Source organism: Rhizobium sp. 'Codium 1' (assembly GCF_020889605.1).
Lineage (GTDB): Bacteria > Pseudomonadota > Alphaproteobacteria > Rhizobiales > Rhizobiaceae > Allorhizobium > Allorhizobium algae.
Genome location: NZ_JAJGPW010000008.1, coordinates 180,776 through 206,502, shown reverse-complemented (window position 1 = coordinate 206,502; position 25,727 = coordinate 180,776). Strand labels below are relative to the sequence as shown.

Sequence of the window (25,727 nt, the reverse complement as noted above, 5' to 3'; positions counted from 1 at the left end):
CTTTGCGTCCGCTTGACGGGAGAGGCATTCGGCTGTCTTGCGCAGTTTATGCGCCGCATTACCGAAGCGTTTACCACCTTGGTGGCACAAGCTTCGATAAATACGAATGCGCTAATAAGCAGTCGAGTCTCTCCATCCAGTGGTCCCATTCATGGCTTCTCCTTCGTCCGGTGCCGATCCGGCGGCGTCCGCGCCCGCCGCGGATCTCCCCAAGCCGCTGTCGCATGCGGCTCTTTCGCTGATTCCGCGTCTCCTCCTGCGCCTGCCGCGCACGGGGCTGCTGCTGGGCGCCATCGTCATGCTTGCCCTGCTGGGCCCGGTCCTCGCGGAGGAAAGCGCACTCCGTTTCGGCTGGAGCCTCTTCATGGCGCGTCAGGGCATCGATGCGGCCGAGGGCACGCTGGGGCTGTCGATGGTTCTCGGCGTCATTGCCTCGCGCGGCCTGGTGCGCATGCCGCGGCGGCGTCGGAATGACGGCTCGGCGGAAGGTGATCTGGCCCGCGCCGTCGCCCTTCTGTCCGGGCAGGGCAATGCCAGCGCCGGCCTTGTCCGCCTTGGAGACAAGCGCGTCCTGATGTCCGACTGCGGCCAGGGCTTCATCATGTATGCCCGCCGGGGTCGCTCGCTGGTGGCACTCTTCGACCCTGTCGGACCGAGGCATCTCTGGGCGCCGCTCGTGGAAAAATTCATCGCAGAGGCCCGCCGGACCCGCAGCCGTCCCGTCTTCTATCAAGTCTCTGCCGATTTCCTGCCGGTGGCCGTGGAGATGCGTCTGCAGCCCCTGAAGCTCGGCGAGCAGGCCGTCATTGACCTCCCCCGTTTCAGCCTTGCCGGCGGCGACTGGCTGAAGCTCAGGCGCTCGATCAACCGTGCCGAGCGGGATGGGCTTTGCTTCGAACTCGTCCCGGCCGGTTCGGTCGCGCCGCTGATCGATGAGCTCCGGCTTGTTTCCGAAACCTGGCTTTCCGCCCACGAGGCCGGCGAAAAGGGCTTCTCGCTCGGAACCTTCGAGCCGGACTATGTCGCCTCCGGCCCCGTCGCCGTGGTCCGTCTCGAAGGCCGGATCGTCGCCTTTGCCACCCTGATGACTGCGTCGTCGAACGGCGATGCCTTCATCGACCTGATGCGCCATGTGCCGGGCGTGCATCGCGGCATGATGGACCTGCTCTTCGTGAAGATCATGGAGGCACTGAAAGCCGATGGATTCCGGACGCTCAATCTCGGCATGGCGCCGCTCGCGGGGCTCTCCGTCCATCGTCGCGCGCCGACCTGGAACCATGTCGCCCGCCAGGTTTTCGAACACGGCGAACGCTTCTACAACTTCCGTGGCGTGCGTGCCTTCAAGGAGAAGTTCGATCCCGAATGGCAGCCTCGCTACCTGGCCGTCGCAGGCCAGGGTCTCCCCCTCCTGTCCCTGATCGACGTGACGCTGTTGATCGGTGGCGGGCTGAAGAGCCTGATGCGCAAGTGATGGGAATAGGCGCAAGCGTCGCTGAGTGCAGCAGGCTGCGCAGGCGGCTGACAGCGGCCGTCTTCCTCCTTTCGGTCATGGCAGGCGGCGCACCAGCAACGGCGTCGAGCGACGGCATTGTCAGTCTGCCGCAGGACCACATTGCCACCCCCGATGACCACAGGATATCAGGCGTCGTCGTGCTGATCTCCGATGCCAATGGCTGGGACATGGTCGAGCAGGCTGCGCTGGAAGCGGTGGTCGCCGGCGGCGCAATCGGCGTCGGCGTCGATCTGCGCACCTGGCGGGCGGCGCTCGCGCGCGAGACGGCGCGGGAGTGCCTCTTCCTTCCCGCCGATATCGAACGCCTGACCCGTCAGTTGCATCGCAGTCATCAGGCAGATTTCTATCGTCCACCGCGCATCATCGGTTTCGGAGAAGGCGGGGCGCTGGCGCTCGCCATCGCAGCCCAGACGCCGAATCGCAGTTTCGCCGAGACGATCGGCGAGACCGTCGCCGTCGACCCGACGCAGGCAGTCATGCTTCCCAAGCCGCTCTGCACGCCAGCCCCGCGCCAGGAAACGGCAGACGGAACGGTCTATGGGCTGTCGCCAGGCCCCTTGCCCAATCCCATCAGCATCACCTTCTCGTCGCTGGCCGATGATACCTCGCGGCATCATGCGCAATCCCTGCAGACGAGCCATCCGGATGTGGTGATCGCACGAGGGGACGGTGATGCCGCGCCCATCCTATCCGCCGAAGCCGCCGAGCTCGTTGCACGATTGGCACCTGATGATGAAGCCCTCGACCTGCCGTTGGTCGAGGATCTGGTGACGCCGACCCATGATACGGTCGCGATCTTCTATTCCGGCGACGGAGGCTGGAGGGAGATCGACCAGCGCATCTCCGCCCGCTTGAACGCGAAAGGCATCCCCGTCGTCGGCGTCGATGCCCTGCGCTATTTCTGGAGCGAGAAGACACCCGAGGCGACAGCCGCGGACCTCTCGACCATCATCGACCACTACCGCGCCCGCCTCGGGGTCCGGAATGTCGTCCTGATCGGCTACTCCTTCGGCGCCAACATCCTACCCAGGGTCTATAATCTCCTGCCAGAGGCAGACCGCAAGAGCGTAACGCTCCTCTCGCTGCTCGCGCTCTCCCGCCAGGCCGATTTCGAGATCGCCGTCTCCGGCTGGCTGGGTGCTGCAGGTGCCGGTAAACATGGCGATCCCGTCGATCATCTCGCCGGTGTCGAGGCCGCCAAGATACAGTGCGTCTACGGGCTCGATGAGCAGGATACGGGCTGCCCGGCGCTCGAACCCCGTGTCAGGGACGGTCTTGAACTCATCGCGCGCCCCGGCGGCCATCACTTCGACGAGAATTATGAGCTGGTGGCCGACCGCATCCTCGCGCGGGTAAGGCAAGCTGGTGCCGTCGATTGAAGCCTACCGGTCGCTCGTCTCCCAGCGCGGATTGATCCACGGTTCCTGATTGCTGCGTGGCAGGGGTGTCTTGCCGAGAATATGGTCGGCCGCCTTCTCGCCGGTCATGATCGAGGGGCCGTTCAGATTGCCATAGGTCAGTTTCGGGAAGATGGATGAGTCTGCCACGCGCAGGCCCTCCACTCCGATCACCCGGCATTCCGAATCGACCACGGCCATCGGGTCGTCCTTCGATCCCATCTTCGCCGTGCCGCAAGGGTGATAGGCGCTTTCCAGATGCTCGCGCAGGAAGGCATCGATCTGGTCGTCCGTCTGGACCCCTTCGCCGGGCTGGATTTCCGGGCCGCGGAAGGCGTCGAAGGCCTTCTGGCCGAAGATTTCGCGGGTCAGGCGCACGCAGTGGCGGAATTTGATCCAGTCTTCCTCATGGCTCATATAGTTGAACTTGATGACGGGATCGGCCATCGGATCCGGCGAGGCGAGGGTCACCGACCCGCGCGACTTGGAGTGGTTGTAGCCCACATGGACCTGGAAGCCATGGCTCTTGGCCGCAGCCTTTCCGTCATAGGAAATGGCGACGGGCAGGAAGTGGAACTGGATGTCCGGCTGCTTGACGCCGGGCGCCGAGCGCACGAAGGCGCAAGATTCGAACTGGTTCGAGCCGCCGAGCCCACGGCCGGAAAACAGCCATTGCGCGCCGGCCACCCCCTGCCAGAACCAGGGCAGCCAGGAATAGAGCGATACGGGCTTCAAAGAGATCTGCTGGAAGTAGAATTCCATGTGGTCCATCAGATTGGCGCCGACGCCCGGCCGGTCCACCTTCACCTCGATGCCCATTTCCTTCAGATGCGCTGCCGGTCCGATGCCGGACAGCATCAGCAGCTTCGGCGAGTTGAAGGAGGAGGCTGAAACGATCACCTCGCGATTGGCCCTGACCACTTCGATTTTGCCATTGCGCTCGATCTCGACGCCAACGGCACGGCCGTTCTCGATGACGATCCTGCGGGCAAAGCAGCGCACCAGTTCCACATTGGGCCGCTTCATCGCCGGCTTGAGGTAAGCATTGGCGGCCGACCAGCGGCGCGAGCGCCAGATGGTCTGCTCCATCAGGCCGAAGCCTTCCTGCTTCTCGCCGTTGTAATCCTCGGTCGTCTCGAAGCCCGCCTCGCGGCCGGCTTCGACAAAGGCGCGCACCAGAGGGTTCTTCGCCGGGCCGCGCTGGACATGCAACGGCCCGTCCGTGCCGCGCCAGCCGTCCTGACCGCCATGCGAATTTTCCATGCGCTTGAAGTAGGGAAGTACGTCCGCATAGCCCCAGCCGGAGGCGCCGCTCTCTTCCCAGCCGTCGAAGTCCTCGGCAGATCCCCGCACATAGACCATGCCGTTGATCGAGGACGACCCGCCGATCACCTTGCCGCGGGGGGCGGTGATCCGCCTGTTGTTGAGATTGGGTTCCGGCTCGGAGAGATAACCCCAGTTGTAGCGCTTCATGCTCATCGGCCAGGCAAGGGCTGCCGGCATCTGGATGAAGGGCCCGATATCCGACCCGCCATATTCCAGCACCATGACGGTGTGCTTGCCGTCTTCCGACAGCCGGTAGGCCATGGCCGAGCCGGCCGAGCCGGAGCCGATGATGATGAAATCTGCCTGGTTCATTGCGGTATGTATCCCAGCCTCGGATAAGTGGTGATGTCCCCCGACCTCCCCCGTAGGGGAGGCGTCGTTACGTCAGATCAATACGGCGCCTCGCATTTGCCCATGCCGACATAAATCGTCTTCAGCTCGGAATAATGCTCGAGCGCCGCTGCCGAATTCTCGCGACCAAAGCCCGATTGCTTCGACCCGCCGAAGGGGATTTCGACCGGGCAGAGATTATAGGTGTTGATCCAGAGCGTGCCGGCCTCAAGCTGATCGACCACGCGATGGGCGCGGGAGAAGTCCGCGGTGAAGACGCCGGCTGAGAGGCCGAATTCCGTCGCATTGGCCCGCTCGATCACCTCCGCCTCGTCCTCGAAATCGAGCACGCACATCACCGGCCCGAAAATCTCTTCGCGTGCGATGGTCATGTCGTCGGTGACATTGGCAAACACCGTCGGCTGGATGTAGAAGCCTTCGCCGGTAACGCTGTTGGGAATGCCGCCGCCGGTCACCAGCGTGGCACCCTCCGCCTTGCCCTTGTCGATATAGGAGAGCACCTTCTCGCGCTGGGCAAGCGAAACCATCGGCCCCATCTGGGTTGTCTCGTCCTGCGGGTCGCCGATCAGGATGGCTTCGGTGCGGGCCTTGAGGCGCGAGAGGAAGGTGTCCTTGATCGCCTTGTGCACGAAGACGCGCGTGCCGTTCGAGCAGACCTGGCCGGTGGAATAGAAGTTGCCGAGCATGGCGCCCGAAATCGCGCTGTCGACATCGGCATCGTCGAAAACGACGATCGGCGACTTGCCGCCGAGCTCCATGGTAACATGCTTCAGCTGCGAGGCGGCAGCGCCTGCCACCTTGCGGCCCGTCGGCACGGAGCCGGTCAGCGACACCTTGGCGACACCGGGATGCGACACGAGCAGCGGCCCGGTCTCGCGGTCCCCCTGGATGACATTGTAGACGCCCTTCGGCGCGCCGGCCTCGATCAGGATCTCGGCGATCTTCAAGGCCCCGAGCGGCGTCACTTCCGATGGCTTGAACACCATGGCATTGCCGGCGGCGAGTGCCGGCGCCCCCTTCCAGCAGGCGATCTGCTGCGGATAGTTCCAGGCTCCGATGCCGGCGACGACGCCGAGCGGCACGCGCTTCGTATAGGCCCAGTCGCCCCCCAGCGGGATCTGGCTGCCATTCATCGCACTTGCAATGATGCCGCCGAAGAATTCGAAACTGTCGGCGCCCGAGGTCGGGTCGGCAACGATCGTCTCCTGGATCGGCTTGCCGGTGTCGAGCGTCTCAAGCTCGGACAGCTCGCGATTGCGCTCGCGCATGATCTCGGCGGCCTTTTTCAAAACGCGTCCGCGCGCAGCCGGGCTCCACGAGGCCCATTCCTTCTGCGCCCGCTTGGCCGATGCAATCGCCATCTCGACGATCGCAGGCGTGGCCGCATGCAGCCGCGCGATCACCTCGCCGGTGGCCGGGTAGATGCTCTCGATAACGGCGCCGTCTGTATCCTCGACATAGTCTCCGTCGATGAAATGCGAGGCTTGCGGTTGTGCTCTCATGATGTTTCTCCGGACAGCGTTCAATCTGGTCTAATCATCGGGTCATGCCCCTCATTGCGGGCACAAGGTGTTGCGCCTGACCCGTCCTGGCACCGTCTCCCGTCTGAACGGGGAGGCGGAGAGGAGGGGCTAGCCTTCGTCTTTTCCTCTCCCCACGCGCGGGGACGGGGTAGGGTGAGGGGCAATCCTTGCTGCGATCGCGGTCTGCAACTGCCCCGCCACATAATCCTCGACCAATGCGACAGAGGCATCAATCGATAAAGGTGCCGCTTTCAGAGATTGACGGATATAGAGCCCGTCGATCATCGCGGCTGCGCCATCGGCAATCCGCCCCGCGTCGGCGGCCCCGCAAAGCGGCTTCAGCCCCGAAAGCAGGTTCGAATGCAGCCGCCGCGCATAGACGACGAGCAGTCGGCGCACCTCTTCCGAACGCTGCGCTTCCGAATAGAAGGCGAGCCAGGCGGCGACGACGTGAGGCGCGAACTGGTTGGCCTGGAAGGAAATGCGCAGCACGGCCGAAATCCGTTCGCGCGGCGTCTCCGACGTCGCAAGCGCGGTCACCGCATCGGCGCGCAGCTGGCGCAGCAGCGAGCGGATGGTCTCGACCAGCAACTGATCCTTGGAGCCGAAATAGTGATGGGCGAGCGCCGGCGAGACACCCGCCGCGCGGGCGATCTCCGACATGGTCACGGTGAGCGATCCGTGATGTCCGATCGTTTTCAATGCGGCATCGACAAGCGCCTTTCGACGCACCGGCTCCATTCCGACTTTCGGCATTCCAGATCCCCTTGTCTTGCACCATCATACTTTTGATTGACTGATCAATCAACTAAAAATCGGAAACGTCTCTCGATGGGCCGGCGCGGCGTTCCATTAACGGTAAACCGGTGAGGCTGGCGCATGGGGTTTCGCCGGGCGATATATCGAAAGGAACCGAAAACGAGTTGCCAAAACGCATGTTTCGCGGCCTTTCCCGGCTTCGGGAGCCGTCCAGGTCGTGTCGTGATCCGGTTTCGTGCCATGAAACTTTCATCGCACTGTCACACTGCCGAAAGCCTTTGTTGACGATTGAACCGCCAAATTTCCGCCCATAAAAACAAATGCATACTGGAGTATCGCCTATGGGTGCGGGGGTCGCGGAAGATTTGGGCGCGTTGCGGCGCTTCGCCAGTGACCAGTTGGTCACGCTTGCCAAGCTTGTCGTGGAAAATGCCTTCCAGCCGATCGTCGAGGTCGGAACCGGGGCGGTGTTCGGTCATGAAAGCCTGATGCGCGGTCAGGACCGCATCGGCTTTGAAAGCCCTCTCGATCTTCTCGACCAGGCCGCCGCCACGGGCCAGCTTCTGCCGCTGGAGCAGATGGTCGCGACCCGGGCGCTTGCCAAGTTTGCAACGCTCCCCGATCGCGCCGGCGCCACGCTGTTCCTCAATCTCGACGTCCGCCTCATCCCCGAAGGCAATGAGCTGGTCGACACGCTGCTCGACCAGCTTCGCAAGGCGCATGTGCCGCCGTCTTCCGTCTGCTTCGAACTGTCAGAGCGCTTCGACAACACCCGTGTCCCGGAATTTGCCGCCCTTGTCGAGCGTCTGCGCCGCTCGGGCTTCAAGCTCGCCATCGACGACTTCGGTGTCGGCCATGGCGAGATGAAACTGCTCTGCGACTATCCGGTCGACTATGTGAAGATCGACCGCCATTTCATCACCGGCCTCGACAGCAATCCGCGCAAGCGCCACCTGGTGAAAAACATCGTCAATTTCTGCCATGTGCTCGGCGTGCGTGTCATCGCCGAGGGCATCGAAACCGAAAACGAATTCCTCGCCTGCCGGGAGTTCGGTGTCGATCTGGTCCAGGGCTGGTATATCGCCCGCCCCAGCACCATTGTCTCGGAGCTGAAGAGCGCCTTTCCCCATCTCCAGGATGTGGGCAAGGCTCGCCGCGCCACACAGTCGCTCGACGAGATCTTGATCCGCAAGCAGATCGAGACCCTGCCTACAGTCTTCGAACACGAAAACATCGACCATGTCTTCGATCTGTTCCGCCGCAATCCCGGCCAATCCTTCTTCCCCGTCCTGAATGCCAATGGCGAGCCACGCGGCATCATCAATGAGCGGCATCTGAAGGAATACATCTACCAGCCCTTTGGCCGCGATCTTCTGAAGAACAAGCTCTACGAGCGTTCGATTTCCCACTTCGTCGACCGCGCCCCGATCGTCGGCCTCGATGCCGATGCCGAGCGGCTGATGACGATGTTTGCCAATATGGAAGGGTCCGACTGCGTCATCCTGACGGAAAACATGCGGTATGCAGGTGTCGTCTCGGCTGCCTCGCTGATCCGCATCATGAGCGAGAAGCAGCTGAAGACCGCCCAGGACCAGAACCCGCTGACGGGTCTGCCCGGCAATCGCGCCATTCGCGATTTCATGCGCTCGGCGGCCCTGGATGGCGATGGAACACGATTCTGCTGCTACTGCGATTTCGACCATTTCAAGCCGTTCAACGACCATTACGGCTTCCACCAGGGCGACCACGCGATCTCGCTCTTCGCGGCCCTCCTGCGCCGCTATTTCTTCTCTGAAGACGATTTTCTCGGCCATGTCGGCGGCGATGATTTCTTCATCGGCGTCAGCGATTGGACCCGCGAGGAGCTGGCCGAAATCCTCGACCGCCTCCTGTCGGATTTCCACGACGACGTCATCGACCTCTATTCCGAGGCCGACCGCCAGGCCGGCCATATAAGGGGCCTCGATCGCCAGGGCCTGGAGCGCGATTTCCCGCTGATGCGCTGCTCGATCGGCGTTCTCGAACTCCCCGCAGGCCTCGTCATCGACGATGTCAATCGCATCAGTGGCGAGATCGCCGAGCTGAAGAAACAGGCCAAGGAAAGCGCCGAAGGCGTGGTGATCGGCGTGTCGGGCGACAAAGAGGCGACGTTATCCTCCGGCCGTGCCGCTTGAACCTGCAGTCTCATTCGTCATGATGTCGCAAGTGTGGACAGCGCCGCGCGAAGACCATGAATGAGGGACAGATGTTTTCGGTGGCCAAGGAGCCCGCAGACCAGCCAGAGATCCAGCGCCTTCTGGACCTTTCGGACGCCGTTGCCGCATCCCTTTATCCCGGTGCCTTTCGCCAGCCGTTGAACTGCGCCACCCTATCGCGGCCCGACATCGCGCTTTATGTCGCGCGCAATACCGCCGACATTGAGGGGAGCCGCGCGCTCGGTTGTGCCGCGCTCCTTGATCTGTCGGACGGCACGGCTGAACTCAAGCGGATGATCGTCGACCCTGAATACGCAAACCGAGGCATAGGCAGCGGGCTCGTCCACGCAGCTCTGGAGGGGGCCCGCCAACGCGGCATGCGAAGCGTGCTGCTCGAAGTTGGCATCCGCAACATCAAGGCCCGCCGTCTATACGAACGCGCCGGTTTTCGCGACCGGGGACCATTCGCGTCGTATCGTGATACGCCGATTGCCACGTTCATGGAGATCAGCCTGTAAGGACGGGTGAAGCGTATCCGGATATCAGCGAAACAGCTGCATCAATGTCTCGCTGTTGCTGTTGGCGATAGACAGCGACTGCACGGCAATCTGTTGCTGGGTCTGCAGCGCCTTCAGGCGTGTGGAAACCTCGTTCATGTCTGCATCGACAAGGCGGCCGACCCCGCTGTCGATACTGTCGGAGAGCTTGTCTGCAAACTCTGCCTGCATCTCGATGCGCGTCTGCAGCGCGCCCAGCCGGCTGGCGCTGCTGATCGCCATCTTTTCCATGTGGTCGACACCCTTCAGATATTGGTCGATGGTTCGGACGTTCTGGGTGATGTCGACTTCCGCCAGATCGAAGTCCGGCGCATAGGGCGGGTTCGACTGGATGTTGCCGACATAGACACGCGCGGCACGATTGCCGGCTTCCGGATAGACGGTCTGGTCGGCGGAAAAGCTGATCAAGTTGCCGCTTGCAACGGCCATCAGATTGCTCCCGATGGAGGCTTGGCTGATGACGGCAGCCAGGTCTGCTGCGCTGCCGATATAGCCGTCGACCGTACCGAGTGCCGCATCGACGACCGCCCGGTTGATCGTATAGGTCGTCGTGGCGCCGGGGCCGACCTGCACATCGAAATAGACCTCTGCCAGGGGGGATACCGTAAACGCCGTGGTGAACGAGATCGACGCTCCGGGATACATGTTGTCATGGTTCTGATCCGGCGCGTCCTCCAGACCCATGGCAAAATTTGCCGGGTAAGCGCCGCTGGCAAAGCTGGAGGCGACATTGGAGATCGTGATGCTGGATCCCGGATGGCCGGAAGTTTCCAGCGACCCGATCTCGAAATGCGTGGTGGAACCGCCGCCGGAAAACAGGGACTCGTATGCTGTCGCAGGAACACCATTGTCGGTGAATGCACGTTCCAGCACGGCACGCAATTGTGCCGGACTGCCGACGATCCCGTCGGTGGTGCCGAGTGCGGCATCCACGAGAGCCTTGTCGATCGTCAGCGTATAGTCATTGCCCGTCGAATGGGTCCCGGAATCGACATTGATGTCGAAGGTGATGGTATCGCCCGCGGCAAACGTCACGCCACCGGTGAACTTGTGACGCTCATGCCCCTGATGCGCGACGGAATTGACGCCGGTGCCGCGGAAGCCGCCGATATCGCCGACGCTGTGGATCTGTTTCTGCAGGATGCCGCCACCGCCGCCTTCGTTCAGCATGCTGGACTGCTTCAGGTCGATATCCATGGTCTTGACCTGGACATTGCCGCTCGCGTCGCGGACGAATGACGAGACCACGCTCGTCGTCATCGGCCCTTCTTCGAGGAGTGGCAGAGTGGATTTTGTCTTCAGCAGGTTCTCGCCGCTGAAACTTGCCGATTCCACGATGGACTCGGCTTGCGCGTTCAATTGCGTCAGCTCTTCCTGGATCTTCGCCCGGTCGACGCCTTGTTCCTTGGCCGCAACCAGTTTTGCCTTGAATTCCCCGAGGATGTCGGTGATGGCGGCCGTGCCGGCATAGGCGGTGTCGAGTTTGGCAGCGCCGAGGCCAAGCGCGTCGGATACGGCGGAAATTGCCATGTTGTCCGAGCGCATCGTGGTGGATATTGACCAGTAGGCTGCATTGTCTGAGGCTGCTGCAACCCGCAGTCCGGAGGCTGCCTGCTGCTGTGAGACGGTCAGATTTGCGGCAACGCTCCGCAGTGTCTGGAGCGCAGCAATGGCGCCCAGATTCGTGTGAATACTGGTCATGAAAAAGACTCGCGGAGGGGGATGATGGCGACGCATCATGCGTCAATAAGTGATATCTGTTTAAGGGCCTGCATGGTTAACGAAATGTAAATCGGCCAATGCGAGGTTTCATACTTTCATCATTGCAACCAAAAATGATCACCTTGCCAGCCGAGGCAATTCACCACATTTCTGCTGACGGTATCGTGCGTTAGCTATCGTTTCTGTCAATTGGAGTTCTCCCGATGTCTCTGCCCGCCACCATGCGCCACGTCGATTTTCCCGCCCATGGCGGCCCGGAGGTCATGAGCCTCATCAAGGGGCCACTGCCGAGCCCGCGCGCCGGCGAAATTCTGGTGAAGGTGGCGGCTGCGGGCGTCAACCGGCCGGATGTCGCCCAGCGCCAGGGCGCCTATCCGCCGCCGAAGGATGCAAGCCCGATCCTGGGCCTTGAAATCGCTGGCGAGATCGTCGCACTGGGGGACGGCGTCACTGACTTCCAGATCGGCGATAACGTCTGCGCCCTGGCGAACGGCGGTGGCTACGCGGAATACTGTAGCGTGCCGGCCACCCAGGCCCTGCCTTATCCCAAGGGCTATGACGCCGTGAAGGCGGCAGCCCTTCCCGAAACCTTCTTCACCGTCTGGGCCAATCTCTTCCAGATGGCGGGCCTCACCGAAGGCGAGACCGTGCTCATCCATGGTGGCTCCTCCGGCATCGGCACAACCGCGATCCAGCTCGCCAGGGCATTCGGCGCCACCGTCTACGCGACGGCCGGCTCGGCCGAAAAATGCGCCGCCTGCATGGATCTCGGCGCTGCCAGGGCGATCAACTACAAGGCCGAGGATTTCGTCGAGATCGTCCGCGAAGAAACCGGCGGCAAGGGTGTCGATGTGGTGCTCGACATGATCGGCGCTGCCTATTTCGAGCGCAACCTTCAGGTTCTGGCGAAAGACGGCTGCCTCTCGATCATCGCCTTCCTGGGTGGCTCGACCGTCGAAAAAGCCAATCTCTCACCCATCATGGTCAAGCGCCTGACGGTGACAGGCTCCACCATGCGCCCGCGCAGTCAGGAAGAAAAACGCGCTATCCGCGACGACCTGATGACGCAGGTCTGGCCCCGCCTGGAACGCGGGGATCTGGCTTCTGTCATCCATTCGGTGCTGCCGTTCGAGTCTGTCGTGGAGGCGCATCGGCTGATGGAAAGTTCGGCGCATATCGGCAAGATCGTGCTGAAGCTGGGGTGAGGCTGCGGCGCACTTCGGGACATCTGGCGCTTCGCTCGCCTTGCAATCCATGGTCAAAAGCGCCGACCAGGACGCTGGTCAGGCAACGTACGAAAACTTGCTCAGGTCCAGCGCGGGTGAGATTTCGTGGTCGATGCCGCCGCCGCTTCGCTTTGCCCGGTAGGAGGCCCGGTCTGCGGTCGCCATCATGTGCTCCAGTTTCGCAGAGCCCGACAGTGCCATCGTGTATCCCAGGCTGACGCCGATGGCGATCTCCTCACCGCCAATCCGATACGGCAGGCCGAGCACATCCAGGATCTTTCGCGCCAGGGTTTCAGCGTCTGCGGGATCCCTCATGTCGGGCTGCAGAATGACGAATTCGTCGCCGCCAATCCGCGCGGCAACAATAGGCGGATCCAGGGTCTCTTGCAGCCGCTTGGCGATACCTGCCAGCAAGGCGTCGCCGACCGCATGACCAAAGCGATCATTGACGCCCTTGAAGCCGTCAAGGTCGAAGAGATGGATGCAGGTGAGCCTATCGTCAGCGCATTCGAGGCTCGAATAGGCCTCGATCAACGCCGTTCTGTTGCGTAGCCCTGTCAGCGGGTCACGGCGTGCCTGCCGTTCCATATCCAGACGCAGCCACATTTGTCTCGTCGTGTGGCGGTAGACGTGCAGGACGCTCTGCATCGCAGCGAACAGGAAGAGCACGCACATCATGCCCAGGATCCAGTGGACCGTATCGCCATACAATATGACCGAGATTGTCGTCGGCAGGCCTGCAATCAAGATCGCGGTTGCCGCGATGAACGGCCGGACGGATATCCTGACCGCCACCCCGGCAGAGTATCCATAGATCAGTGCTGCGGCGAGCAGGTGGACTGACAGATCCCGGTAGGAGAAGGCGGAGGTGGTAATTGTCCCCACGCAGGCCGCAATGAGGAAGATGAGAAGTCCGTGGGCCATCTGCCAGCGGGCGGCATCCGCAACCGTCACGGACTGCCTCGCGTCTGCGTGCCGATGGGCCAGGGTCACGGCGATTTTGGCCAGCGAGGCAATGGCCCCGATGATCGTGGCAATCAGCAGCGGCGTGCTTCCAAGGCTCTCATAGGCGAACAGGCCGACAGCGAGAATGGTCACGGCCATGATTGTCGTCGGGGTCAGTGTCGAGTTGAGCTCCGACACCAGCATCTTGAACACATCGTCGGTCTCTCTGTAGCGCACACCGAACCCTTTATTCAGACCGTCGGCCCGGTAGAGGGCCATTGTTCCCTCAAGAGTGAAAGGCGGAGCTTAAGATTCCGTCAGGCCCACCACTAAAATCTGGCCGGCGACCCGGTCTGTCGCTCGGGCTGTCCGGTGACAGCGCAGGAAGGTGTCGGTGCGAACCTGCCGGATGGCAGGCTGATTGAGCATGCCTTGCCCCGCGTTTGCCAGGCGTCGTGGCGGAAAAGCGGTGACCTGGATGGAACGGCATCAGGGCTGCAGGCGTCTAGGAAGAGCGATGATGCGTTCCCTCGCATTGTCTTGAGCGTCAGGACATCAATCGTCGGGCCATCGCTTGGTGGTGGTTGATGGGCATCTGGGACGCCGAATGTGAAAGGAACTTCTATATGACCGTCGTGCTTGCCACCGTTTGCCAGGATGGCGTCGTTCTCGGCTCGGACTCCCAGATTACCGACAAGGGGAGAGGCATGACCTATCCCGCCGAGAAGCTTCATCCCCTTGGAGAATCGGCGGCCTGGGGCGGCAGTGGTGCGCGATCCGTGCTCACCGATGTGAAACGCTGCTTCAATGATAACAGCGCATCCATTCTGGAGGCCCCCGACATTGGCCGTGCACTGCAGGCGCAGGTTCTCCCGATCCTGCGCCACCATTACGACACCTTCATTCCCGACGTGCCGGGCGAGGAAGGCGGCGGCACGCCATCGGCCTATGTGATGGCCGCCGGATGGCGGGAGGGCGAACCCTGGATCATCGAGATAACCCCCTCGGGCATGATCGGCCACTATGCCGATATCGGGTTCCACGCGATTGGCAGCGGTGCGGCCATGGCACAGCAGGCGGGGTCGCTCTTGTCCCACTTCCACCTGAGCGAGCGGTCGACGCGTTTTGGCTGCGCGGCGGTGTTGCGGGTCCTGCAGGCGCTCGATCTCACCTCGGCGAGCGTCGGCAAGCCGTTCAGCCTGTGTCGGATCGATGCCGAGGGCGCCCATCACCTCAGCGACGAGGAGATCGAGGAACTCAGCGGTATCGTGGGTCGATGGGAGGAGGCCGAGCAGGCCATCATCGGCGACATCTTCGACTGATCAGGCCGCACGGAACGCTCCTGGTCGACGCCTTTGCAAATGCTCCCTGCAGCGCATGGACCCGAAAAGATCCGATCCGGCTCGGTATTAGAAGTCAGTCAGGGCCGCCACGGCACCCGAAGAGCGCCAAGTGATGCAGCCGGTACCTGCCCCTGCGTCAGGACTGAGGCCGACTGTCGCTCCGGGCTTTCGGATCGGAGCGCCGACCAGAAACCCGTCCCCCCCGTCAAGACACTGTGACCGGCTTCGACCGCAGCATGCTGGCCGTAGCCGGGTCGGCGCGCCGACAGAGGCGGGGCGGCAGTCCTTTCATGATCAGTTCGGCATCGGCGACCGCCATCGAACCCAGGGCATAAAAGGCGTCCCGCGTCCCGCCCGTCCTGTGCGCGGACAACAGAATGCCGGAGGTTTTGCGCACGGGATCGTCTGCGGCGACGGGCTCCTCCGGAAACACGTCCGTTGCCACCTTGATATGGCCGGATTGCGCAGCCTCGATCATCGCCGGGAAGTCGACGACGGCAGCCCGGCTCATCAGCAGAAACGCCGCACCCGGCTTCATCAGGGCGAATTCCCGTTTTCCGACGAAGCCCTCGTTTTCGCTGGTGACGCTCGCAAATACACAAACCACCTGGCTTTCGCTGAGCACGTCGTCGAGCGTAGACGGCTCGCAATCCTGGCGTTCGATGATCTCCTTGGGAAGCCAGGGGTCAAAAACGCGGACCTTGTTTCTGAACGGGCGAATGAGGTCCCGAAACTCCCGGCCGAGATCGCCGAAACCGATGATTCCAACGGGTGCGCCTGAGAAACGGAAGGTGTTCGCATTGCCCTCCAGACCATAGCGCTCGACACCCTGCCGAAAATCGCGATCCGCCGCGGTGATCCCCCGCGCAAGATCGAGCGCCATGGCAAGGGCCGCCTCCGCCACCGGAGAGGCGAAGGCCGAGGCCGGCGTGATCACCCAGATCCCGCGCTCGACGCAGGCCTGATAGTCGATATTCGGCAGGAAGTTCGATTCGACGTTGATGATCGCCTTCAGCTTGGGCGCCTTGTCCAGACGTTCTCTCGGCATGTCGGTCTGGCCGAAGATCAACACCGTCTCGGGAAGAAGTCGCTCGACGTCTTCGGCAGGCATTGCCCGGTCTTCCGAGACGATGACCTCGCCCAGCGCCTCAAGCCGCGCTCTGACCGAAGGCTCCATGATCAGTTCGAGTGTCCTGGGCAATGGATCGACCAGAATGATGTTGCGGCTCAATGTTTCCTCCCTTGAAACCCGCGTAAGACACGCCGGAGCGCCTGCTCAAATGCCCGAGCCATCCAGCTCCTTTTCGTCTTTCCCCTCCCAGGCCGGCGGCCGGACCATCGCATCCAGGTTGACCCCCGGAAGTGGCATCCAGCATTTCAGCTCCGGCTCCGCATAGGCAACGATCAGGCCAGGCGTCGAGTCCGACGAGCGCCAGCCATCGGCTCCGAAGCGGTCTCCATTCGACCAATAGACGAGATCGACCGCGCCAGGTCCCTGTTCGGAGGCGCGGATGGTCACGAGGATACGGCTGCCGTCTTTCGGCGCCGTGCGCATGTTTCGCCAGCGGTTGGATTCTTCCATAATATGCTTCTCCCATTGCAAAGGAGAGTTTCGCCGTCGCAGGCTGGGCGGTCAACTTCAATCGCTGAACGGATGATCAAGGAAGATGCACTTTGTGCCCAATTCCGCTGTCACCATTTGAAATTCCGCGACTGCGACGATCCTGACCGGAATTCGGAATTCGGGGCCTATGCTCGGATCTGGTCATCGGATGTCACGGCGGTGCACATCAGGGCTATTTCATGCCGCACGAAAAGCCTGTCGAGACCGGAACCGGCTTTGCGGGCCTGGCAGCCGATGGCGCGCGCGATATGGCCAAAGCCCTGTCACCGTTTTTGATGAAGAGGCCTGTTCGAGATGTCGGGGGAAGTGGTTGAAGACCCGGACAGAGTGGCTGCGAAGGCGGGGGTTGGCGAGCATCCGCCATTCACCCGTTGCGAGCGGGATTTTCTCACACCGCTTGCTCGCTCGACATGATCTCGTCACCGGCGCGCGAATTGTGGACGAAACCTGCCGCAATGCAACACAATTATCCCAACAAAACGTCACACAATGTGCCTTGTCGAATCCGCGAACGCACCCTACCTTTCAATCATCGGCAACGTAACGAAAGGAAGGTGATCCAATGTCTAATGAGATTTCGGTCTGCGTGTGTGACTTTGGAAAGGGTGCGGTTTTGACGGGGCAGCCCTCGGCCTGATCCAGCCTTCCTTCGGATGGTTTTCCATCCGGGTCCAGACAAAGGACTAAAACTCATGGGAGCCACCCTCGCGGGTGGCTCTTTTGATTTCTGATTATAGGTCTGGCGAGCTGCTCTCTACGCCGATAACGAGATAAGCAGTTAAGATATCGAATCTTGCCAGCGCAAGTGATAGTTCTGACTTCGCTATTTGGATCTCGCTTGCTGATCCGCCGTTGACCAATTCAAGAAGCTGGCTCCCCTTCGCAGAGATGTCTTTCATTGACAATGTGATGTACAAGGAAAACTCTTCACCAGTTACAGAGCTGTCCAATTCTACGCCCGCCTCTGGGGAGGTTGCGTTGATGGTAGATCTGAGTTCTTGAAGTTGCTCCGGTTTAAGTGACGACAGACTGATCTCTGTTGCGCCAAACTCCTTCGACAAAGCAAATTCAACCGCCTGGAATTGGAGCGGCAAATCGCTGTTTATCAGCCTTGCGGTCTCTTCCCGACTTTTCGCTAAATCCGCCGCGGACGCTTGGTTCAAGTCCGTCCTGAGGCTGTTGATGTTGTCTTTGGCAATCTTTATGTCGGAGAAGGAGTTGCGATATTTGAGTTCAACTCTGGATCCAACTTGAGCGACTGAGACGCCGGCCAGTAAGATAAGCAATGATGCTGTCAAGAATTTATTGCTTCGCATCGCGGGCCTTCTTTCAACCGATGGAATTCAGGATAAAGTAATTTTAAATGCTCAGCGTTTATATTTCTAGCGTACCAAATCTGAAAGTTCTTTTCTTTGTATAGTCTGCAGAAATCGGCTTGCAGGTATACCCAGTACTCGGTGGGAAGCTGCTCCTGGTTGGCGAGGTACCCAGCATGCGCGATGAAGTCGCCATATCGATCGTATGCGTTATTTAAAAGTACAAAATCGTCTGCTGCGGCGAAGATCTCCTCGGTGATCTCTCTGCTTTCTTGCGATATAGCGATGGTATTCGCAGCATTTAAGGACATGTTCGCCGAGGACAATTGACCGTACGCGATGTACAAAGCCGCGAAGCCTATGATTGTTGGCGTCCACGCGGCTATGTTATTTAAGGTTTTGGGCATCGTGCCGACCTCAGCAACATTCAATCAGCACAGAATATGCTTCTGCGCGAGTTTGGCAAGTCAACCGCCAGTGAACTCAGAGCCCCACCGTCCCGAAGCCCGGCACCTTGATGCCCGGCCGGGCGAAATCCACGCCCGCCACGAGACCGAGGAAATTCACCTCCAGCCCGCTGCGCACTCCGACCGACAGTCCGGCAAGCCCGCCGAGGCTCAAGTGCAGGTCGCGTCCATCCTTGTCGAGATGATAGAAGGCCCCGCCGGCCAGATAGTCGCGGCCCACGGCATCGGCCGGCAGCACGGCGCCCAGTTCCGGCACTTCGCGCAACACATGCGCGACGAAGGTGTTGGAGTTCGGCCCTGGATAGATCCGGTAGCCTCCAGGCTGGCCATACTGATAGCCGGCGATCGCAGCCTCCACCATCGGAATCAGACGCTTCGCCTCTTCGCCCTTCACCTCCGCCACCAGTCGCGGCGGGTTGGAATACCAGAAGGCATCGGGTGCCCGGTGGTTGCGACGGATGGGGGAGCCCCATCCCACCTTGTCATAGCGCTGATAGGCGCCGTTCTCCTCCTTGGTGACGATCCAGGCATGGCTGGCAATCGCGCCCTTCAATCCTCCCGTCATGGCGGAAAAGACATAGATCGCAGCTTCCGGGCTCTCTTCAGCCGTCGGCAACAGGCCCGACGAGCCCCATTTTGCCGCACTCCAGCCGTCGGGATGGTCCCGAGTCGCCCAGAGCCCGGCGGAAACCAGGGTCGGCAGCACGAAGACGAGCAGGATGACGGAGATGATGCGCAGCAGAAATTTCAATCCGGACCTCGAACGGGATGGAGATGCATGCTTTAAGAAGCATCAGACAATATTGGCATTTTGAGGCAGATCATGGAAAATCCGATCACGGTCGAGGTCACGCGCGGTCAACTCGTCGAGAGCCGCCATCGCGGTCTGGCGATCGTGGTCGATGCCGAAGGCAAAACCGTCTTCTCCGCCGGTGATGTCGATGCCGGCGTGTTTCCGCGTTCGGCTTGCAAGGCCATGCAGGCTTTGCCACTGGTCGAAAGTGGCGCGGCCGATGCCTATGGCTTCGGCAACCGGGAACTCGCACTCGCCTGCGCCTCCCATTCCGGTGAGCCGGAGCATGTCACAACCGCTGCCGCCATGCTGAAGGCGGCGGGTCGTGATGAAAGCGTGCTCGAATGCGGCGCCCACTGGTCGTCGCACCAGGCCGTGCTGATCGAACAGGCGCGCACGCTGGACAAGCCGACCGCACTTCACAACAATTGTTCGGGCAAACATTCCGGCTTCGTGTGCACCTGCTGCCACACCGGAGAGGACCCGCGCGGCTATGCCGGTTTCGACCATCCGCTGCAACAGGCGATCCGCGCCATCATGGCGGATCTCACCGGTGCCGTGCTCTCCAGAGACAATTGCGGCACCGACGGCTGCTCCATCCCCACCTATGCCGTGCCGCTGATCGGTCTCGCGCGCGGCTTCGGCAAGCTCGCAACGGGCAGGGGCTTGGAGCCCATCCGGGCCGCCGCCGCCCGCAGGCTGATCAACGCCTGCATGGCCGAACCCTTCTATGTTGCCGGGACCAGGCGCTTCTGCACGAAACTGATGCAGGTGGCACCGGGCAAGATATTCGCCAAGACCGGCGCCGAAGGCGTCTTCTGCGCACTTCTCCCGGACAAGGGCCTCTCGTTTGCCGTGAAGGCCGAGGATGGCGCCACCCGCGCCGCCGAGGCCATGATCGCCGCTTTGCTTGCCCGCCATTTCGATGAGGGCAGCGCGGAACACACCACGCTCACGGGAATGTCCCGCCACGGCATGAGCAACTGGAACGGTCTTCATGTCGGCACGATCAGGGTGACGGACGTGCTCTTCGCCTGAGCACGGGATTGCAGCAGCGGCGCTGGTCGAACGTCACCCTCCCTGCCGCAAGGGAGGTTTAACCCTTCTCGGGCTAGACTGCGCGGCGAGCGATCCTGCGCAACCGACGAGGCCGATTTCCATGGATGCTTCGATGAGAAGCCCGTACCGGATCCCTGGCGATACCGCCCTTTGTCCCTCGGCCGTGCCGCTTGAGTGCAATGGCCGTATGCTTCAACTCGATTGCCGCGAAACTTGCGATGAACTCTATGCCCTGAAAGAGGCCTGGCAGGCCCTGGAGAGCCGGTGTTCCGAGCCCTTCGCCTATTTCCAGAGTTTCGACTGGTGCCTGAACTGGTGCCGTGCCTTTCTCGAGGACGAGGCCGGCGATCACCCCCGCCTTCGGGTCTATGCTCTCTGGGACGGTGCCGAATGCCTGATGATCTGGCCGCTGATGACCCGCCGGGTCACCCCCGCCATCACCGTTCTGGTGCCCCTGACGGCTCCGATGAACCAGTATGCGACGTTGCTCCATGATCCCGCCCGGTTCGATCCCGCCCTTGGTCGTTCGGTTTTCGCCGCGATCCGCAAGAACAGCGGCTGCGATGCCATCTGCCTGGACCATGTGCCGCAATCCGCGCTGCTGGCCGAGATTCTCAAAGGCGAGGGATCCAGCCCTGACGGGGTGCAGAAATCCTCCATCCTCGATCTGAGCAAGGTGTCGGACTGGGAAAGCCACCATGCCAGCCTGCCGAAGAAACAGCGCCTGCAGCGCAACAGCCGCCGCAACCGGCTGGAAAAGCTGGGGTCACTCGATTACCGGGTCTATCCCGCAGGCAGCCGAGGCTATGCCGAGCATATCGACCACTGCATCGCCATGAAACGGGACTGGCTGAAGGGCACTGGCCGTCTCGGACGCGATCTCTTCGATCCGCGCTTCGCCACTTTCCTGCACGATCTCGGCAGCACGCCCGGCAAGGACGATGACGGCGTCTTCCTGCATGCGCTGACGCTTGACGGCGTGCCGATTGCGATGGAGCTCGGCATGCGCTTCCGGCAGGATTACTACTGCTTTCTTGGCGCCATCGATCTCGCCTATCAGAAATTCTCGCCCGGCAAGGTACAGATGGAACAGGCCCAGCGCTGGGCGATCGAAACCGGCATCCGCCGCTTCGACTTCCTCAATGATCCCTCCACCTACAAGTCCAGCTGGACCAACACGACTGCGCCGCTCACTGCCTGTTACATCCCCTTCACCAGCCTCGGCCAGCTCTATTGCCGGCATTGGAAGGCCGGCCTTCGACCGCGCCTGCGTGCGCTCTATGATGGCATCGGCCCGGCCTGGCGATGCCGCTTCAGGAAAATGGTCGATGCGCTGCATCGCTTCGTCTGGCGCAATGGCGGCAATATGAGCCTCGTGCTGTGCTGCATTCCATGATCGGCAAACTTCGGCGCAAGGCCCTCGATCTAGTCGGCGATCCCGGCCTGCGTGGTGCGCTGGTCAGCATATCCGTGCGCATTGCCGCTGCCTTTGTCGGGCTCGCCCTGCAGATCCTGCTCGCCCGCCTGATGGCACTCGAGGATTACGGCATCTATGTCATCCTGTGGACATGGGTCAGCGTCGTCGGTCAGGTCGGCGTCCTCGGCTTCTACGATTCCGCCGCCCGCTTCATTCCGCGCTACGGAAGGCGTGAGAAGCATGCCCATCTCGCCGGCTACCTGGCCACGGGCTTTCGCGCGGTCATGATAGGGTCGGGCCTGCTCGCGGCCCTTACACTTGTCTTCCTCACCGTGCTGCCCGGCTTCGTCGATCCGGCTTTCCTGCTGCCGCTCGGCGTGTTGGCACTCGGCTTCCCCGTCCTCTCGCTCGAATCCTATCTGACGGGTGTCTCCAGAGGTTTCGGCTGGTATGCGCTGTCCACCATCCCCGGCTACATTTTCCGACCAGTGCTGATCATGCTCGGCATCGGCATCGCCCGGGCGGTGGGGCTGCCGCTCGATGCCGTCACGGTTCTCGCCATTGTGGTCCTCGCCTCCATCGTCGTCCTGCTTGTCCAGGCTCTGCTCCTGCGCGCGCGCCTGCCGAAAACTGAGCGCATCGTGGCGACGCCACAGCGCCGTCGCTTCTGGCTGCTCGCCTCCGTCCTGATGATGCCGGCGATGACGGCGGAGGAGCTCTTCGTCTGGATCGATGTCCTCATTCTCGGCTTCCTCGTCGCCCCGGACGAAGCCTCGCTATATTTCGCCGCCCAGCGCTCGCTGTCGCTGGCAGCCTTCGTGCAATACGGCTTCATGCTGGTCGCCGCGCGTGGCTTTTCGCTGTCGCTCGCTTCGGCCGACCGGGCAGGCCTTCAGGCGCAGATCACCCGCTCCACCAATGCCACCTTCTGGCTCACCATTCCCTCCGTCGCGCTCACGCTCCTTGCCGGCTATCCCTTGCTCGCCCTGTTCGGCCCGGAATTCCTCGCCGCCTATCCGTGTCTCGCCTTGCTTGGTCTCGCCTATGTCATCCGTGCGGCAACTGGCCAGGCGGCCGAATTGCTGGTGGTCCAAGGACGCTATCGCCTGAGCCTGCTCATCGTTTCGATATCGGTGGCGACCTGTCTCCTGCTGATGCTTTTCCTCGTTCCCCTCTGGGGTATTGTCGGCGCAGCCATGGCCATGGTCATCGTCCAGGTGCTGCGTCTCGCCGTGGTGACATGGCTCGTTCATCGCCAGACCGGCTACTGGGTGCTGGTGCGCCCGTTCGCGCAGAGAACGCAGGAGGTGTAGGCCTCGGCGTCTCACCTGGGGCTCGGGCGCCCGAAGACTCAGGCGAGGATCACGTTGGCCCCCCTGGACCTGTAGCCCTCGAGCACCGTGTCCTCAGCCTCCGACACCACGATCATGCCCGTGAGCTCGGGGATGGCGGCGATGCCGAAAGGCGAGACGCTGTCGAGCTTGTCCAGGGTCAGCGGGCAATAGGTTGCAAGGCTCCGCTCCAGGATCCGCCGCTTGATCGCCGCCTCCTCGAAATCGCCGGTCGTCAGGCCGTCGCTCGCATGCGCGGCCGTCGCCCCGAGGAAGAAGACATCCGGCCGCAAGCGCTCGATGGCGGCAAGCGCGGTCGGTCCGACCGACACCATGGAATGTTTGTAGATCCGCCCGCCGATCAGAACGACGTCCACGGCGCCATGCGCTTCCAGCTCGGCAGCGATGGTCGGCGCATGGGTGATCACGGTGAGCGCCATGTCCCGCGGGATATGGCGCACGATCTCCGCCGTCGTCGTGCCGCCGTCGAGGAAGATCACCTGCTCGGGCGCGATCAACTGCACGGCTGCCACCGCCAGCCGCCGTTTTTCCTCGGTCGCGAGACCGCGCCGCGTGGAAAGCCCGGGCAGGGGAGCGGCAACGGGCAACGCTCCGCCATGCACGCGCTTCAGGAGCCCGGCCGAGGCCATGTCGCGCATGTCTCTGCGGATCGTGTCCTCCGACACGCCCCATAACCGCGCAAGCTCGCCAGCCACTGCCCGCCCGTCGCGCTTCAGCATGTCGAGGATTTGCCGTCGTCTCTGTTCTGTCAGCATGAATCTACCCGAAGCGTCACGATAATGCATGATTCTAGCGAAATGGATTCGACAAGCCAGAAGAATCGTGCGGATATGTGCATGTCTCTGCATGAGGCGGAGGACATGAAGGAGAATGAAATGTTGATTTTGATTGCCGGTCCCTATCGCTCGGGCACCGGAGACGACCCGGAAAAAATGGCCGCCAATCTCAAGGTGCTGGAAGCACCATCTCACGCCCTGTTCAAGGCGGGCCATGTGCCGATGATTGGCGAATGGGTGGCACTGCCGATCTGGCATGCAGCAGGCGGAAAGTCGGTGGGTGACGATCTCTATGAGGAAATCTTCCATCCGGTCGCCGGCCGGTTGCTGCAACTCTGCGAAGGCGTCCTGCGCCTGCCCGGCGCCTCGAAGGGCGCCGACAATGATGTGCGCATCGCGACCGAACGCGGCATTCCGGTCTGGACCCGGCTGGAAGATGTGCCGGGCTGCGGGTGAGGGAAGGTGAGGCCATCTGGAGACAGCCGCACCCCACTGCGCGAAATGGTTACTCCACTTCTGCCAGCCGCTTCGCCCACATCGCCTTGAAGCACGGGCGGGACTGGATGCGGGCGAGCCAGGCTGCCGTTTTCGGATGGGCGTCGAAGAGCGGCTGATAGGCCTGGGCGTAGCGCACGATCTCGCCGAGATTGATGTCGGCCACGGTAAACCGTCCACCGACGGCATAATCGTTGCCGGCAAAGTGCTTCTCCAGCACGCCGAAGGGGCGGGCGAGGATGCGGGCGACGGCCTTGGCTTCCGCCTGGCCGGCCTCGGTGGCGAGGCGTCCGTCAATATTGGCCATGGAGATCTTCAGGGCCTCGGACTCGATCGATGTCGCACCGAAAAGCGTCCACTGCAGCATCAGCGCGTCTTCCGCCGCATCCTTCGGCGCAAGCGGCCCGCCTGATGTCTTCGCTACGTAGAGCGTCTGCGCCAGCGACTCGTTCAACACCAGACCGTTATCCTCGATCGTCGGGATGCTGCCCATCGGGTTGATGCTGAGGAATTCCGGTGAGCGCGTGTTGAGCCGCGCGCCGTCTGCCATGGGGTCCTTGAGCTTGTAGGCCTGCAGAACCGGCACCAGTTCGAAGGGCGAGCCCAGTTCTTCCATCAGCCAGAGAATGCGCGTCGCGCGCGACTTGTAGACGCCGTAGATTTTCAGCATGTGCCACTCCCGTGATTGTTGCGCGGGAAGCTATCCTGCGTGGGGCGTCCGGAAAAGCCGCTTGCGCTGATCGCATCGATGAAATTTCCTGATCGCGGCTGGAATTGACAAAAGCCGGCCTCGGCGCGTATTCCTTCGGCTCCAGGGTCTGCAGTTCACCCAGGCGTCACCGCCCCGATGAGGGGAGCTAAACCTGCTTCTCTCTTGTCGACGTCAGCTCGTTTTCCCGTGCCCCGTCGGAAGTCGGTGACCACCGGCCAGCTTGGCTGCTTTCGGGCGCCAGGGCACGACCAGGAGAAATGAGATGTCGAGGATGACACATGCCTTTGCGGCACCCGATCTGTCGGCGCTGGCGAAAAGCCTGAAGCGAGAACTTGATGCGCGGACAGACCTGCCCGGCCATGTTGAACTTTTGAACATGCTGACCCGCGCCGTCGGCTTCCGCAACTACCAGCATTTCAAGGTGAGCCACGCGGCGCAGGAGCGTCTCGCCAATCCGCCTGGGATCGAAGCGGAGCCCGCAATCGATTACCGGCGTGTGGAACTCACTGCCCGCTGCTTTGCCGGGACGGACATACTCGTCCGCTGGCCGGGCAAGTTCAACCAGCAGCAACTGGCGCTCTGGGTGCTCTGGTCCTTTCTGCCGTCGGGGGAGGATGTGGGGGAGAAGGCGGTCAATGCCGTGCTGATGCGTCACAACGGCTTCGGCGACCATGTCCTGATCCGCCGCGAGTTGGTCAATATGGGGCTCCTGAACCGCACGCAGGACTGCCGTCTCTATCGCCGTGTGGAAAAACGACCGCCGCCTGAGGCGCGTGAGCTGATCCGTCTGGTAACGAGCCGCCGCCGCGAAAGCTGAGAAGACCGGCAAACGGATATGGGACGCGGCGGGTTTGCCGGT

Annotated in this window: 22 protein-coding genes; 11 read left to right on the top strand and 11 right to left on the bottom strand. The window is 62.0% G+C overall.

The window, feature by feature from the left end; all coding sequences use genetic code 11:
• Positions 1–151 precede the first annotated feature (151 nt).
• Together LJE98_RS18480 and LJE98_RS18475 are read left to right on the top strand one after the other, a co-directional pair.
• On the top strand, positions 152–1,471 hold the full coding sequence (locus tag LJE98_RS18480; RefSeq protein ID WP_229576731.1) for a phosphatidylglycerol lysyltransferase domain-containing protein: 1,320 nt from the start codon (positions 152–154) through the stop codon (positions 1,469–1,471).
• Entirely contained in the window at positions 1,471–2,892 is a 1,422-nt protein-coding gene (locus LJE98_RS18475) for a virulence factor family protein (RefSeq protein WP_229576730.1), read from the top strand. The genes LJE98_RS18480 and LJE98_RS18475 overlap by 1 nt, the downstream gene beginning before the upstream one ends.
• Before the next feature lie 3 nt (positions 2,893–2,895).
• Here the strand turns inward: LJE98_RS18475 and betA are convergent, their stop codons facing one another.
• The 3 genes from betA to betI all read right to left on the bottom strand — a co-directional run bounded on the left by betA (position 2,896) and on the right by betI (position 6,866).
• A complete protein-coding gene (betA, locus tag LJE98_RS18470; protein WP_229576729.1) occupies positions 2,896–4,548 on the bottom strand; it encodes a choline dehydrogenase in 1,653 nt (550 codons plus the stop codon).
• Between the two features lie 77 nt (positions 4,549–4,625).
• Positions 4,626–6,089 carry a betaine-aldehyde dehydrogenase gene (gene betB, locus LJE98_RS18465; RefSeq protein WP_229576728.1) on the bottom strand — a complete coding sequence of 488 codons (1,464 nt, stop codon included), beginning with the start codon at positions 6,087–6,089 and terminating at the stop codon, positions 4,626–4,628.
• Positions 6,090–6,218: 129 nt separating this feature from the next.
• The gene (betI, locus tag LJE98_RS18460) at positions 6,219–6,866 is read right to left on the bottom strand and encodes a transcriptional regulator BetI (RefSeq protein WP_229576727.1); all 648 of its coding nucleotides are present in this window, start codon (positions 6,864–6,866) and stop codon (positions 6,219–6,221) included.
• 344 nt (positions 6,867–7,210) lie between these two features.
• Between betI and LJE98_RS18455 the strand changes: the two genes are divergently transcribed.
• Entirely contained in the window at positions 7,211–9,043 is a 1,833-nt protein-coding gene (locus tag LJE98_RS18455; protein WP_229576726.1) for a bifunctional diguanylate cyclase/phosphodiesterase, read from the top strand.
• 71 nt (positions 9,044–9,114) lie between these two features.
• A complete protein-coding gene (locus LJE98_RS18450) occupies positions 9,115–9,582 on the top strand; it encodes a GNAT family N-acetyltransferase (RefSeq protein ID WP_229576725.1) in 468 nt (155 codons plus the stop codon).
• A 24-nt stretch (positions 9,583–9,606) separates the two neighbouring features.
• Here the strand turns inward: LJE98_RS18450 and LJE98_RS20285 are convergent, their stop codons facing one another.
• Complete coding sequence (locus LJE98_RS20285; RefSeq protein ID WP_229576724.1) at positions 9,607–11,322, bottom strand: flagellin; 1,716 nt, start codon at positions 11,320–11,322, stop codon at positions 9,607–9,609.
• 224 nt (positions 11,323–11,546) lie between these two features.
• Here LJE98_RS20285 and LJE98_RS18440 point away from each other — a divergent pair, with 224 nt between their 5' ends.
• Positions 11,547–12,548: an NAD(P)H-quinone oxidoreductase gene (locus tag LJE98_RS18440; protein ID WP_229576723.1), complete on the top strand. Its 1,002-nt coding sequence runs from the start codon at positions 11,547–11,549 to the stop codon at positions 12,546–12,548.
• A 78-nt stretch (positions 12,549–12,626) separates the two neighbouring features.
• Here the strand turns inward: LJE98_RS18440 and LJE98_RS18435 are convergent, their stop codons facing one another.
• Positions 12,627–13,793, bottom strand: coding sequence for a GGDEF domain-containing protein (locus LJE98_RS18435; RefSeq protein ID WP_229576722.1), 1,167 nt, complete (start codon positions 13,791–13,793; stop codon positions 12,627–12,629).
• A gap of 347 nt (positions 13,794–14,140) precedes the next feature.
• On the opposite strand from LJE98_RS18435, the gene LJE98_RS18430 reads away from it, so the two are divergent.
• Positions 14,141–14,836, top strand: a complete 696-nt coding sequence (locus tag LJE98_RS18430) for a proteasome protein (RefSeq protein ID WP_229576721.1) — start codon at positions 14,141–14,143, stop codon at positions 14,834–14,836.
• Positions 14,837–15,062: 226 nt separating this feature from the next.
• Here LJE98_RS18430 and LJE98_RS18425 read toward each other — a convergent pair whose 3' ends face one another.
• The 4 genes from LJE98_RS18425 to LJE98_RS18410 form a co-directional block, all read right to left on the bottom strand.
• Positions 15,063–16,088 (bottom strand): hydroxyacid dehydrogenase, encoded by a 1,026-nt coding sequence (locus LJE98_RS18425; RefSeq protein WP_229576720.1) that lies wholly within the window; start codon positions 16,086–16,088, stop codon positions 15,063–15,065.
• Between the two features lie 45 nt (positions 16,089–16,133).
• The gene (locus LJE98_RS18420; protein ID WP_229576719.1) at positions 16,134–16,439 is read right to left on the bottom strand and encodes a hypothetical protein; all 306 of its coding nucleotides are present in this window, start codon (positions 16,437–16,439) and stop codon (positions 16,134–16,136) included.
• A gap of 773 nt (positions 16,440–17,212) precedes the next feature.
• Positions 17,213–17,797, bottom strand: a complete 585-nt coding sequence (locus LJE98_RS18415) for a hypothetical protein (protein ID WP_229576718.1) — start codon at positions 17,795–17,797, stop codon at positions 17,213–17,215.
• Positions 17,798–18,280: 483 nt separating this feature from the next.
• Positions 18,281–19,015, bottom strand: a complete 735-nt coding sequence (locus LJE98_RS18410; protein WP_229576717.1) for a DUF3750 domain-containing protein — start codon at positions 19,013–19,015, stop codon at positions 18,281–18,283.
• Between the two features lie 72 nt (positions 19,016–19,087).
• On the opposite strand from LJE98_RS18410, the gene LJE98_RS18405 reads away from it, so the two are divergent.
• The 3 genes from LJE98_RS18405 (at position 19,088) to LJE98_RS18395 (ending at position 22,846) form a co-directional block, all read left to right on the top strand.
• Positions 19,088–20,095, top strand: coding sequence for an asparaginase (locus LJE98_RS18405; RefSeq protein WP_229576716.1), 1,008 nt, complete (start codon positions 19,088–19,090; stop codon positions 20,093–20,095).
• A gap of 133 nt (positions 20,096–20,228) precedes the next feature.
• On the top strand, positions 20,229–21,512 hold the full coding sequence (locus LJE98_RS18400) for a GNAT family N-acetyltransferase (RefSeq protein WP_229576715.1): 1,284 nt from the start codon (positions 20,229–20,231) through the stop codon (positions 21,510–21,512).
• Positions 21,509–22,846, top strand: coding sequence for an oligosaccharide flippase family protein (locus tag LJE98_RS18395; protein ID WP_229576714.1), 1,338 nt, complete (start codon positions 21,509–21,511; stop codon positions 22,844–22,846). Before LJE98_RS18400 ends, LJE98_RS18395 begins: the two co-directional genes overlap by 4 nt.
• Positions 22,847–22,884: 38 nt before the next feature.
• On the opposite strand, the gene LJE98_RS18390 is transcribed toward LJE98_RS18395, so the two are convergent.
• Positions 22,885–23,640, bottom strand: coding sequence for a DeoR/GlpR family DNA-binding transcription regulator (locus LJE98_RS18390; RefSeq protein WP_229576713.1), 756 nt, complete (start codon positions 23,638–23,640; stop codon positions 22,885–22,887).
• Positions 23,641–23,760: 120 nt separating this feature from the next.
• On the opposite strand from LJE98_RS18390, the gene LJE98_RS18385 reads away from it, so the two are divergent.
• Positions 23,761–24,117 carry a DUF4406 domain-containing protein gene (locus LJE98_RS18385; RefSeq protein ID WP_229576712.1) on the top strand — a complete coding sequence of 119 codons (357 nt, stop codon included), beginning with the start codon at positions 23,761–23,763 and terminating at the stop codon, positions 24,115–24,117.
• Between the two features lie 49 nt (positions 24,118–24,166).
• On the opposite strand, the gene LJE98_RS18380 is transcribed toward LJE98_RS18385, so the two are convergent.
• Complete coding sequence (locus LJE98_RS18380; protein ID WP_229576711.1) at positions 24,167–24,826, bottom strand: glutathione S-transferase family protein; 660 nt, start codon at positions 24,824–24,826, stop codon at positions 24,167–24,169.
• Positions 24,827–25,130: 304 nt separating this feature from the next.
• On the opposite strand from LJE98_RS18380, the gene LJE98_RS18375 reads away from it, so the two are divergent.
• A complete protein-coding gene (locus LJE98_RS18375; RefSeq protein ID WP_229576710.1) occupies positions 25,131–25,685 on the top strand; it encodes a DUF2087 domain-containing protein in 555 nt (184 codons plus the stop codon).
• The last annotated feature ends 42 nt before the right edge of the window (positions 25,686–25,727 follow it).